General features: G+C 44.9%; 10 protein-coding genes. All 10 read left to right on the top strand.

What is annotated here, in order from left to right; translation table 11 throughout:
* Nucleotides 1–544 precede the first annotated feature (544 nt).
* Complete coding sequence (gene ilvI / locus D3222_RS03945; RefSeq protein WP_118984970.1) at nucleotides 545–2,272, top strand: acetolactate synthase 3 large subunit; 1,728 nt, start codon at nucleotides 545–547, stop codon at nucleotides 2,270–2,272.
* 2 nt (nucleotides 2,273–2,274) lie between these two features.
* Nucleotides 2,275–2,766, top strand: coding sequence for an acetolactate synthase small subunit (gene ilvN, locus D3222_RS03940; RefSeq protein ID WP_198672740.1), 492 nt, complete (start codon nucleotides 2,275–2,277; stop codon nucleotides 2,764–2,766).
* Between the two features lie 211 nt (nucleotides 2,767–2,977).
* Nucleotides 2,978–3,985 carry a catabolite repressor/activator gene (gene cra, locus D3222_RS03935; RefSeq protein WP_118984969.1) on the top strand — a complete coding sequence of 336 codons (1,008 nt, stop codon included), beginning with the start codon at nucleotides 2,978–2,980 and terminating at the stop codon, nucleotides 3,983–3,985.
* A gap of 661 nt (nucleotides 3,986–4,646) precedes the next feature.
* Nucleotides 4,647–5,105 carry a division/cell wall cluster transcriptional repressor MraZ gene (gene mraZ / locus D3222_RS03930; RefSeq protein WP_118984968.1) on the top strand — a complete coding sequence of 153 codons (459 nt, stop codon included), beginning with the start codon at nucleotides 4,647–4,649 and terminating at the stop codon, nucleotides 5,103–5,105.
* Between the two features lie 2 nt (nucleotides 5,106–5,107).
* Nucleotides 5,108–6,052 carry a 16S rRNA (cytosine(1402)-N(4))-methyltransferase RsmH gene (gene rsmH, locus D3222_RS03925; RefSeq protein ID WP_118984967.1) on the top strand — a complete coding sequence of 315 codons (945 nt, stop codon included), beginning with the start codon at nucleotides 5,108–5,110 and terminating at the stop codon, nucleotides 6,050–6,052.
* Complete coding sequence (ftsL, locus tag D3222_RS03920) at nucleotides 6,049–6,369, top strand: cell division protein FtsL (protein WP_118984966.1); 321 nt, start codon at nucleotides 6,049–6,051, stop codon at nucleotides 6,367–6,369. Before rsmH ends, ftsL begins: the two co-directional genes overlap by 4 nt.
* 28 nt (nucleotides 6,370–6,397) lie before the next feature.
* Nucleotides 6,398–8,164: a peptidoglycan glycosyltransferase FtsI gene (locus D3222_RS03915; protein ID WP_118984965.1), complete on the top strand. Its 1,767-nt coding sequence runs from the start codon at nucleotides 6,398–6,400 to the stop codon at nucleotides 8,162–8,164.
* Nucleotides 8,151–9,638, top strand: a complete 1,488-nt coding sequence (gene murE / locus D3222_RS03910) for a UDP-N-acetylmuramoyl-L-alanyl-D-glutamate--2,6-diaminopimelate ligase (protein WP_118984964.1) — start codon at nucleotides 8,151–8,153, stop codon at nucleotides 9,636–9,638. The genes D3222_RS03915 and murE overlap by 14 nt, the downstream gene beginning before the upstream one ends.
* The gene (murF, locus tag D3222_RS03905; RefSeq protein WP_118984963.1) at nucleotides 9,635–11,014 is read left to right on the top strand and encodes a UDP-N-acetylmuramoyl-tripeptide--D-alanyl-D-alanine ligase; all 1,380 of its coding nucleotides are present in this window, start codon (nucleotides 9,635–9,637) and stop codon (nucleotides 11,012–11,014) included. The genes murE and murF overlap by 4 nt, the downstream gene beginning before the upstream one ends.
* Entirely contained in the window at nucleotides 11,008–12,090 is a 1,083-nt protein-coding gene (gene mraY / locus D3222_RS03900; protein WP_118984962.1) for a phospho-N-acetylmuramoyl-pentapeptide-transferase, read from the top strand. Before murF ends, mraY begins: the two co-directional genes overlap by 7 nt.
* The last annotated feature ends 1 nt before the right edge of the window (nucleotide 12,091 follow it).

Genomic DNA, 12,091 nt, shown 5'->3' with positions numbered 1-12,091 from the left:
CTCGGTCACATAGTTCGCTATGCTCCCGAGGATTCGCTCCCTTGCCGTCGCGATGCAACTTGAAATCCATAGGGTATATCATATTATATAATTAAAATGAGGTAGATAGATTTTACCTAAATTAATTATTCGTAACGATCATCCAAAAACGAGGAAATGATGGTCGAATTATCTGAGGCATTTGTCTGTATTCCCTTTATCAAATTCATACTTCGATGACTTAAATGATTTTGAAAACTGTTTTTTAGTTTTTTATCGTATATATACTGGATAATACCTATACGTTGTCATTCTTTTTAGGCATCGCCACTCATATTCCACTTACCTTTAGCTTCTTGATAGTAAGATAACGCTTGCAAGAGACATCTTGAATTGTCAGAAAGTGGTTATTCTGCCTTGTACTCACATTGCTAACACCCGTTTCTAGCGTTATGTTAATTGGTCTAGCAGCAGCAATAGCTGAGAAGCTGTCAGGTCTTACCAAAATAAAAGTGGAAGTCACTTCCGATTTATCAACTTGCAAACAGAGCCTGGAGGAAAACCTATGGAGATGTTATCAGGAGCTGAAATGGTCGTCCGATCGTTAATTGATCAGGGCGTTGAGCATATATTCGGTTATCCGGGAGGGGCAGTACTGGATATTTACGATGCCCTGCATACGGTTGGGGGCATTGAGCATATCCTGGTACGTCATGAGCAGGGGGCGGTTCATATGGCCGATGGTTATGCTCGTTCTACCGGGAAGGTTGGTGTGGTATTGATCACCTCCGGTCCAGGAGCAACTAATGCTATTACAGGTATTGCCACCGCTTATATGGATTCAATTCCGATGGTTGTATTGTCCGGTCAAGTCGCCAGTTCCCTGATTGGTAATGATGCATTCCAGGAATGTGACATGGTAGGGATATCCCGCCCGATCGTGAAACACAGTTTTTTAGTGAAAAAAACAGAGGATATTCCGAAGGTACTGAAAAAAGCCTTCTATCTAGCTTCCAGTGGTCGTCCGGGACCCGTAGTTATTGATTTACCGAAAGACACGGTAAATCCGGCAGTAAAATTACCCTATATTTATCCTGATCAGATAAGTATGCGTTCTTATAATCCAACAATTCAAGGACATAAAGGGCAGATTAAACGGGCATTAAGAAAACTATTGAGTGCGAAAAAACCGGTCATATATGTAGGCGGGGGGGTGATTAACGCAGATTGTTCAGCAGAATTACTGACATTGGCGGAAAAATTCAATATCCCTGTTGTGAGCTCCCTGATGGGATTAGGCAGTTTCCCTGCAACTCATCCGCAAAGCCTGGGAATGCTCGGTATGCATGGTACATTCGAAGCTAACAAAGCAATCCATAATTCAGATGTCATTTTTGCTGTCGGTGTACGTTTTGATGATCGTACAACCAATAATCTGGAAAAATATTGCCCGGAAGCAACGGTATTACATATTGATATTGATCCAACATCAATTTCGAAAACGGTTTCCGCAGATGTACCTATTGTTGGTGATGCTAAACAGGTGCTTAGGCAAATGCTGGCGTTGTTGGAGACGGTGGAAGACACACAGGATCCCGATGCGCTAAAAGATTGGTGGTTATCTATTCAGCAATGGCGTAGCCGTAAATGTCTCAATTTTGATCGCAGCGGTGAAAAAATTAAGCCACAAGCTGCTATCGAGGTTCTCTATCGTCTGACGAAAGGGGAAGCTTATGTCACTTCAGATGTTGGACAGCATCAGATGTTTGTTGCATTGCATTACCCATTTGATAAGCCAAGGCGTTGGATCAGTTCCGGTGGTTTGGGAACGATGGGATTTGGCTTACCGGCTGCTTTGGGCGTTAAATTGGTGAACCCGGAAGCGACGGTAGTCTGTGTTACGGGGGACGGCAGTATTCAGATGAATATTCAGGAATTGTCTACAGCATTGCAATATAGGTTGCCGGTACTGGTTCTAAACTTGAATAACCGTTTCCTAGGGATGATAAAACAGTGGCAAGACATGATTTATGCTGGCCGTCACTCTCAGTCTTATATGGAGTCCCTACCTGATTTTGTCAAACTGGCCGAGGCTTATGGTCATGTTGGCATTTCTATCCAACGTTATGATGAATTGGAAAGTAAATTGGCGGAAGCCTTGAAAGAGGTGACTGAAAATCAGCGGCTGGTGTTTGTTGATGTCACAGTGGATGAAACTGAACATGTATATCCTATGCAAATCCGTGGAGGAGCAATGGATGAGATGTGGTTAAGCAAAACGGAGAGAACCTGATTATGCGCCGGATTTTATCTGTATTACTTGAAAACGAATCAGGGGCTTTGTCCCGTGTTGTTGGTCTGTTTTCCCAACGTGGCTACAATATTGAAAGTTTAACTGTCGCCCCAACTGATGATCCGACATTATCGCGGATGACAATTCAGACTAAAGGCGATGCAAGGGTACTTGAACAGATTGAAAAACAGTTGCACAAGCTGGTGGATGTGTTACGAGTCAGCGAGTTGGAATCAGGTTCTCATGTAGCGCGTGAGATTATGCTAGTTAAATTGCAGGCCAGTGGCTATGGACGTGAAGAGATCAAGCGTAGTACTGACATCTTCCGTGGGCAGATCGTTGATGTGACTTCGACCTTATATACTGTGCAATTGGTAGGAGCCAGCGATAAATTGGATGCCTTTCTCGATGCTGTTCGAGATGTTGCTGAAATTGTTGAAGTTGCTCGTTCGGGTATTGTCGGCGTCTCTCGCGGGGATAAAATCATGCGATGAAAAATCGCAAACTGCGGGGCTATATACCCTATGGATTTTAAGATGCATCGCGACGGCAAAGGAGCGAATCCCCGGGAGCATAGATAACTATGTGACCGGGGTGAGTGAGTGCAGCCAACAAAGAGGCAACTTAAAAGATGACGGGTATATGCATACATTTATCAGGCTCTGCGATAAAGTAGGGCCTTTTCGGGGTCTATAAGGAGTTAATGTGAAACTGGATGAAATCGCCCGCCTTGCAGGTGTTTCACGCACAACGGCCAGTTATGTAATTAATGGTAAAGCCAAGCAATACCGTGTCAGTGATAAAACGGTAGAAAAAGTGATGGCGGTAGTCAGAGAGCATAATTACCATCCTAATGCTGTGGCAGCCGGTCTCCGTGCAGGACGTACCCGTTCTATTGGCTTGGTTATCCCAGATTTAGAAAATACCAGCTATACCCGTATTGCTAATTATTTGGAACGTCAGGCTCGTCAGCGTGGCTATCAGTTATTGATAGCTTGCTCGGAAGACCAACCTGATAATGAAATACGCTGTGTTGAACATCTGTTGCAACGTCAGGTGGATGCAATGATTGTTTCTACCGCATTACCGCCGGAGCATCCTTTTTATCAACGCTGGGCAAATCGTTCTTTGCCTATTATTGCTCTCGATCGGGCACTCGAAAATGAACACTTTATCAGCGTCGTGGGTGATGATTTTGAAGATGCAAAGATGTTGGCACAAGAATTTCGTCAATTCCCGGCTGAATCTGTGCTTTATCTCGGTGCATTACCTGAATTATCAGTCAGTTTTCTGCGTGAACAGGGGTTCCGTGAAGCATGGAAAGATGACCCTCGTAAAGTGATGTATCTTTACTCAAACAGTTATGAGCGTGATGCGGCTGCTGAAGTGTTCACTAAATGGTTAGAAATTCATCCAATGCCACAAGCGTTGTTCACCACCTCTTTTGCCCTGTTACAGGGAGTCATGGATGTTACGCTAAAACACAGCGGCCGTTTACCAAATAAATTGGTTATTGCAACTTTTGGTGATCATGAATTATTGGATTTCCTTGAATGTCCAGTGCTTTCTGTAGCGCAGCGTCATCGGGAAATTGCTGAACGGGTATTGGAACTGGTGTTAGCAAGTCTAGATGAAAAGCAGAAGCCAGGGCCAGGTATCACACGGATACATCGTGACTTATGTCGGCGAGGAAGCTTGAGCCGAAAAATATGATAAAAACCCCTCATTAATTTTCTGATGAGGGGTTTTGGTTGTCGGATTTGTCTTAAAAGAAGTGTGTAAGGGCAACTTTAAAGCAGCTCTTACGTTGCGTGTTTTAGCAAAAACCACCGTAAACCCTTGCCCAGTGCGATCAAATAGCAATTTCATTCATACATAAATTATTCAGTAGAAAGAAGAGCATGGAACAGCGTTTATTTGAGTTTGAGATTTGTCTATTTACTTTTGTATTTTACTGTTTTTTATATATTAAATTGATTTTAATAATATTTATCTTGAGGTTTTTTTGTTGCTAGCTTAGTTTTAATGTTGAATGCATCAAATGAAATGATAAATATTGCTATATAATGGTTAAATAGTAATGAAATGTAAATTATGTAAATAAATTAATCACACAACTATTTTTTCATTATTTTGCCGTAAACATTTATTCTCCCTGTGCTTGTTAAATTATTCAGAATTATCATGGTGTTAATTATTTTTGATATTGCTAAATTTAATCATTATGCCTCCCAACAGCTAAAATCCTGCCGTCAAATATAGCTAAAGCGCATCGGCTCTGGCTTGACAAGGTTTTCGTCCCATCCGTAAACTCCTTATTGTGGGGATTAGTGGGATAAAGTGGTAATTTTTGATCACCAGGGGTGGCCTGAGGATGTTTCGTGGAGCAACGCAGATTAATCTCGATAGCAAGGGGCGGCTCACCGTACCTACCCGATACCGGGCTATGCTAAATGAGGAATCACAAGGGCAAATGGTTTGTACCATTGACCTTCATCAACCGTGCTTGTTGCTTTATACATTATCTGAATGGGAAATTATTGAAGAAAAACTTTCTCGCTTATCCAGCATGAATCCGGCGGAGCGTCGGGTGCAACGTTTGCTTTTAGGTCATGCCAGTGAATGCCAGATGGATAGTGCAGGACGTCTCTTATTAGCTAATACATTGCGTCAGCATGCAGGGCTAGTCAAAGAGGTTATGCTGGTTGGTCAGTTCAACAAATTTGAACTGTGGGATGAACAGACTTGGTATCAACAGGTTAAAGATGATATTGCGGCTGAGCAATCCACACAGGAACCTTTATCAGTACGGCTACAGGAATTATCTCTATAAATATGGCAAATAGTCATTTTAAACATACCAGCGTATTGTTGGATGAAGCAGTCAACGGACTGAATATTCGTGAAAATGGAATCTATATTGATGGCACATTTGGCCGTGGTGGGCATTCACGTCTGATTTTGTCGCAATTGGGGACGGTAGGTCGTTTAATTGCCATTGATCGCGATCCTCAGGCGATTGAAGTGGCTAAAGCGATCACGGATCCCCGTTTTTCAATAGTACATGGGCCATTTTCTAAATTGGCTCACTATGCAGAAAAAGCTGGGCTAATCGGCAAAATTGATGGTGTATTACTGGATTTAGGTGTTTCTTCGCCTCAGTTGGATGATCCGGAACGCGGTTTTTCTTTTATGCGTGATGGGCCGCTAGATATGCGGATGGACCCGACTCGCGGACAGTCAGCAGCAGAATGGCTGATGAACGCAACAGCAGATGATATTGCCTGGGTATTGAAAACATTTGGTGAAGAGCGTTTCGCCAAACGCATTGCCAGAGCAATTGTGGCACGCAATCAGGAAGAGCCAATTACCCGCACAAAAGCGCTAGCCGATTTGATTGCTCAGGCCAGCCCGGTAAAAGAAAAACACAAGCATCCAGCAACCAGGAGCTTCCAGGCTATTAGGATTTATATCAACAGTGAGTTGGAAGAGATTGAGCAGGCGCTGGATGGCGCGTTGCAAGTGCTTGCACCGCAGGGGAGACTTTCAGTGATTAGTTTCCATTCGCTGGAAGATCGTATTGTTAAACGGTTTATTCGTCAGAATAGTCGAGGGCCACAAGTACCGGCAGGATTGCCACTAACAGAAGAGCAACTGAAAGCACGAGGTGGGCGTAGCTTGAAATCGATTGGCAAGATGAAACCTTCAGAGGAAGAAGTGGCGGATAACCCACGGGCTCGTAGTTCTGTTTTGCGTTTTGCTGAAAAAGTTAGTGAATAATGGCAGGTGAACGTCACGGATTAACCGGTATTATCGGCAGCGATTTGTTCAAGAATGCCAAAATACCGTTAATTCTTCTAGTCGCTGTACTGGTTTCGGCCATGGTTGTTGTAACCACTGCACATGAAACCCGCTTGTTGACGGCTGAAAGAGAGCATCTGGTGGTGGAACGTGATGCACTAGATATCGAGTGGCGCAATTTGATCCTCGAAGAAAATGCCTTGGGTGATCACAGCCGGGTTGAGCGGATAGCCGTTGAAAAAATGCATATGCAGCATGTTAACCCTGCTCAGGAAAATATTGTTGTTTCACAGTGAGTTAATTTAATTATTAAAAAGGTAAGCGATGAAAGCAACACGCCCCGTGAAGTTAAAAAGGCAAGAAGATAAAGCCAGTTTTGTTAGCTGGCGTTTTGCTTTGTTGTGCGGGGGGATTGCCGTGGCTTTAATTGGCTTATTGCTGAGAGTGACTTATTTGCAAGTCATTAATCCGGATCAACTGGTTAAAGAAGGTGATTTACGTTCCCTGCGCGTGCAATCAATCCCTACAGCTCGCGGTATGATTAGTGACCGTATGGGGCGGCCTTTGGCTGTCAGCGTTCCAGTCAACGCTGTTTGGGCAGATCCGAAAGAGGTGTTTGAAAAAGGAGGGATTACAGATGATACCCGCTGGAAAGCTTTATCTGAGGCCATTAATTTGCCTGTTGAGCAACTTACCGACAAAATTAGTGCTAATCCGAAAGGTCGTTTTGTTTATTTAGCACGTCAGGTTAACCCATCGGTTGGCGATTACATTCATAAATTGAAATTGCCGGGAATTTATCTGCGTCAAGAATCTCGGCGTTATTACCCGTCAGGACAGGTAACTGCACATATTATTGGCGTGACCAACGTTGATGGTCAGGGTATTGAAGGCGTAGAAAAAAGTTTTGATCGTTGGCTGACGGGTCAACCAGGTGAGCGGACTGTACGTAAAGACCGCTTTGGGCGTGTCATCGAAGATATTTCATCTGTTGATAGTCTGGCGGCCCACAATCTGGTTTTGAGCATTGATGAACGTTTGCAGGCGCTGGTTTACCGCGAATTGACCAACGCGGTGGCCTTTAACAAAGCGGAATCCGGTACAGCGGTATTGGTGGATGTTAATACCGGAGAAGTGTTGGCAATGGCAAATAGCCCATCTTATAACCCAAATAATCGTATCAATACGCCAAAAGAAGTGATGCGTAACCGTGCTATCACTGATATTTTCGAGCCAGGTTCCACTGTTAAGCCGATGGTGGTCATGGCTGCGCTTAATGAAGGTATCATCAAAGAAAATACTGTTATTAACACAATACCTTATAGGGTAAGCGGTAAGGAAATTAAAGATGTATCCCGTTATCCAGAATTATCCATCACCGGTATTTTACAAAAATCGAGTAACGTCGGTGTTTCCAGGCTAGCGTTAGCGATGCCCGCGACAGAATTAGTGGATGTTTATTCACGCTTTGGACTAGGAAAAGCGACCAATCTGGGGTTGGTCGGAGAAAGTAGTGGCTTATATCCAATAAGAAAACAGCGGTGGTCAGATCTTGATAGGGCTACCTTTTCTTATGGTTATGGGCTGATGGTAACGCCGTTACAGCTAGCGCGGGTCTATGCAACGATTGGTAGTTTGGGTATTTATCGTCCTCTGTCAATTACTAAAGTTGATCCACCTGTGCCTGGCACAAGAGTATTTCCCGAGCCAATCATGCGAACGGTGGTTCATATGATGGAAAGTGTGGCTTTGCCTGGCGGCGGTGGAGTACGGGCCGCGATAAAAGGTTATCGGATTGCAATCAAAACCGGTACTGCGAAGAAAGTCGGGCCGGATGGCAAATATGTTAATCGATATATCTCTTATGCCGCAGGTATCGCTCCGGCAAGTAACCCAAGATTTGCACTGGTTGTGATCATTAACGATCCACAGACAGGTAAGTATTACGGTGGTGCGGTTTCTGCGCCGATATTTGGTGCCATTATGGGCGGTGTTCTGCGCATCATGAATGTGGAGCCGGATGCTTTGGCGGCAGATGATAAAAATGAATTTGTGATTAATAAGAAAGAGGATACAGGTGGCAGATCGTAATCTACGCGGTTTACTTGCGCCATTGGGTATTGATGCCCCAGAGTGTGCATTACGCGAAATGACATTGGATAGCCGTAAATCGGCTGCCGGAGATCTGTTTGTTGCCGTTAAAGGGCATCAAGCAGATGGTCGACACTACATTCCTCAGGCCATCGCACAAGGGGTTGCGGCGGTTATTGCAGAAGCCCAGGGCGAGGTTGATAACGGAACTATACAGATTATGCATGGTGTTCCGGTTGTTTATATGAACGATTTGTATAATAAGTTGTCACAGTTAGCTGGTGGGTTTTACTGTCACCCTGGTGATAAATTGCACTTGATTGGTGTAACCGGAACCAATGGTAAAACAACCACTACTCAATTACTTGCTCAGTGGAGTCACGGATTGGGGGAAACCAGTGCCGTGATGGGAACTGTCGGTAATGGTTTACTGGGGCGTGTGACGCCAAGTGAAAATACCACTGGCTCTGCTGTTGATATCCAACTGGATTTGCAACAACTTGTTCGGCAAGGGGCGACTTTTGCAGCAATGGAAGTCTCTTCTCATGGACTGGTTCAAGGGCGTGTAGCTGCGTTGCCGTTTGAGGCGGCAGTGTTTACCAATTTGAGCCGTGATCATCTTGATTATCACGGTGATATGGAACACTACGAAGCAGCTAAATGGCTGCTATTCTCCACTCATAATGTGAAACAACAAATCATTAATGTTGATGATGAGATTGGATTGAAATGGTTATCTCGTTTACCGCAAGCGGTTGCTGTAACAATGGAAAACCGTCTGCCAGAAAACTGGCAGGGGCGTTGGTTGGCGGCGCGTGAAATAAAATATCACGATAAAGGTGTCTCTATTACCTTCGAGTCCAGTTGGGGTGGCGGTACGATTGATAGTGCCCTGATGGGGGCATTTAATGTCAGCAACCTATTGCTGGCACTTTCCACCCTATTAGCTCTGGGTTATTCGCTGGAAAAACTGCTTGAAACAGCTTCCTGCCTAGAACCTGTCTGTGGGCGAATGGAAGTATTCACTGCACCGGGCAAACCAGCTGTCGTTGTTGATTATGCTCACACACCTGATGCACTGGAGAAAGCTTTGGTGGCTGCACGTTTGCATTGTCGAGGTAAGCTCTGGTGTGTTTTTGGTTGTGGTGGTGATCGTGATAAAGGTAAACGTCCATTGATGGGAGGTATTGCAGAGCAGTGGGCCGATTATGTGATTGTTACTGATGATAATCCGCGCAATGAAGAACCACAGGCAATTGCTGCTGATATTCTGATGGGTTTTCTTGATCCGGGGAGTGCGATAGTGATTCATGGCCGTGTTGAAGCGGTAACCAGCGCTATTATGCAGGCAAAAGTAGATGATGTTGTATTAATAGCAGGTAAAGGCCATGAAGATTATCAATTGGTAGGCCATCGTCGCCTGGATTACTCAGACCGGTTGACTGTTGCTCGGTTACTGGGGGTAATTGCATGATTTCCCTCAATTTGCAACAACTGGCACAAGTAACGGACGGCGTATTGAATCAGGTGACTGAACAGCAGGCGGCAGATATTTGTATCAGTGATGTGACTACTGACAGCCGTCAGGTTGGCAATGGCAATCTGTTTATTGCCTTGAAAGGCGAGCGCTTTGATGCTCATGATTTTTTTGCTGACGCAGTAAACGCGGGTGCCGGTGCTTTGCTTGTCAGCCGCGTATTGGACGTTAATTTTCCACAGGTCGTGGTTAAAGATACTCGTTTAGCAATGGGTAAATTAGCGAGTTGGGTCCGCCAGCAAAGTAATGCTCGTGTTGTTGCGTTGACGGGTTCGTCCGGCAAAACATCGGTAAAAGAGATGACCGCGGCGATTTTGCGCCAATGTGGTAACACGCTCTATACCGCGGGTAACCTGAATAATGATATCGGTGTGCCGCTGACATTATTCAGACTAACAGAACAACATGAGTTTGCTGTGGTTGAACTAGGTGCCAGCCATATTGGTGAAATTGCCTATACCGTAGAAATGACCCAGCCAGAAACAGCATTAGTCAATAACCTGTTTGCTGCGCACTTAGCGGATTTTGGTTCTCTCGCGAGTATTGCAAAAGCTAAAGGCGAGATTTTTACCGGTCTTCCAGAAAGAGGGACGGCCATTATCAATATGGAAAGCAATGATTGGGCTCACTGGCGGCAGGTTATTGGCGATAACACAGTACAGTGTTTTTCCATGCAACAAGCATCAGGTGCTGATTTTTACGCTACAGATATTCAGGTTAAACAACTGACTACGGATTTTTGTTTGCACACGCCTATTGGTAGCACAGAAATCAACTTGCCGTTGCCTGGGAAACACAATGTCGCTAATGCGTTAGCGGCCAGTGCGTTGGCAATTTCTGTTGGTGCAACCCTACGAGATATTCGTCTGGGCTTGTCTGAGTTGAAAGCGGTACCAGGGCGGTTGTTTCCAATCAATCTGGCAGAAGGAAAATTGCTGCTTGATGACACGTATAACGCCAATGTTGGCTCAATGACCGTCGCGGTCGAGGTGTTATCACAGATGCCGGGTTACCGAGTGTTGGTTGTTGGCGATATAGGGGCATTGGGTGAGCAGTCAGCAGATTACCATCGTCAGATTGGGGAAACCGCAGCTTTTAACGGTATCGATAGCGTGTTCAGTGTGGGTAAATTAAGTATTCATGTTAGTGAAGCGAGCGGTTGTGGTCAGCATTTTGCGGATAAAGCCGCATTGATCGCAACATTGGTTCCACTATTACAACAACACAAAGTCTTTTCAGTGTTAGTTAAAGGTTCGCGTAATACCACAATGGAAGATGTCGTCCACGCATTACAGGAGAGCTTCACATGTTAGTTTGGCTGGCCGAATATTTGGTCAAATATCACTCCGGCTTTAACGTCTTTTCTTACTTGACGTTTAGGGCTATCGTCAGCCTGCTGACTGCTTTGGCTATCGCATTGTGGATGGGGCCGCGTATGATCGCCTTTCTGCAAAAATTACAAATTGGGCAGGTTGTTCGCAACGATGGGCCGGAATCTCACTTTAGCAAACGTGGTACGCCGACGATGGGTGGTTTGCTGATCTTACTTTCAATTACGATTTCTACACTGTTATGGGTACGCTTGAATAACCCCTATGTTTGGTGCGTGCTGATTGTGCTGATTGGTTACGGTATTGTTGGTTTCGTGGATGATTACCGCAAAGTTGTGCGCAAAGATACTAAGGGGTTGATTGCCCGTTGGAAGTATTTCTGGCAGTCCATCCTGGCATTGGGTGTGGCATTCGCCATGTACAGTGTCGGTAAAGATACTCCGGCAACACAATTGGTCGTGCCATTCTTTAAAGATGTGATGCCGCAACTGGGTGTGCTTTATATTCTGTTGACCTACTTTGTGATTGTCGGAACCAGTAATGCAGTGAATTTGACTGACGGATTGGATGGTTTGGCAATTATGCCAACCGTTTTTGTAGCGGCTGGTTTTGCTTTGGTGGCATGGGCGACAGGTAATGTCAATTTTGCTAACTATCTGCATATCCCTTACCTGAGCCATGCTGGTGAGCTGGTTATCGTCTGTACTGCGATTGTTGGCGCGGGGTTAGGTTTCTTGTGGTTCAACACTTACCCGGCTCAGGTTTTCATGGGTGATGTGGGCTCTTTGGCATTAGGTGGTGCACTGGGGACGATTGCTGTGTTGCTACGCCAAGAGTTTCTACTGGTGATTATGGGCGGTGTATTTGTGGTGGAAACCCTGTCAGTTATTTTACAGGTGGGTTCTTTTAAACTGCGCGGGCAGCGTATTTTCCGTATGGCACCTATTCACCATCATTATGAATTGAAAGGCTGGCCAGAACCGCGTGTTATTGTGCGTTTTTGGATTATTTCTCTGATGCTAGTGCTGATTGGCCTGGCAACATTGAAGGTACGTTAAT

It is taken from the genome of Photorhabdus sp. CRCIA-P01, assembly GCF_003545805.1.
Taxonomy (GTDB): Bacteria; Pseudomonadota; Gammaproteobacteria; order Enterobacterales; family Enterobacteriaceae; genus Photorhabdus; species Photorhabdus antumapuensis.
The sequence above is the reverse complement of the archived record's forward strand: the minus strand, read 5'-3'. Positions and strand labels throughout refer to the sequence as shown.

Excerpts from the sequence above, each read along its gene's own strand:
- ilvI (WP_118984970.1), top strand. The coding sequence starts at position 545 with ATGGAGATGTTATCAGGAGCTGAAATGGTCGTCCGATCGTTAATTGAT.
- ilvN (WP_198672740.1), top strand. The coding sequence starts at position 2,275 with ATGCGCCGGATTTTATCTGTATTACTTGAAAACGAATCAGGGGCTTTG.
- mraZ (WP_118984968.1), top strand. The coding sequence starts at position 4,647 with ATGTTTCGTGGAGCAACGCAGATTAATCTCGATAGCAAGGGGCGGCTC.
- rsmH (WP_118984967.1), top strand. The coding sequence starts at position 5,108 with ATGGCAAATAGTCATTTTAAACATACCAGCGTATTGTTGGATGAAGCA.
- D3222_RS03915 (WP_118984965.1), top strand. The coding sequence starts at position 6,398 with ATGAAAGCAACACGCCCCGTGAAGTTAAAAAGGCAAGAAGATAAAGCC.
- murF (WP_118984963.1), top strand. The coding sequence starts at position 9,635 with ATGATTTCCCTCAATTTGCAACAACTGGCACAAGTAACGGACGGCGTA.
- mraY (WP_118984962.1), top strand. The coding sequence starts at position 11,008 with ATGTTAGTTTGGCTGGCCGAATATTTGGTCAAATATCACTCCGGCTTT.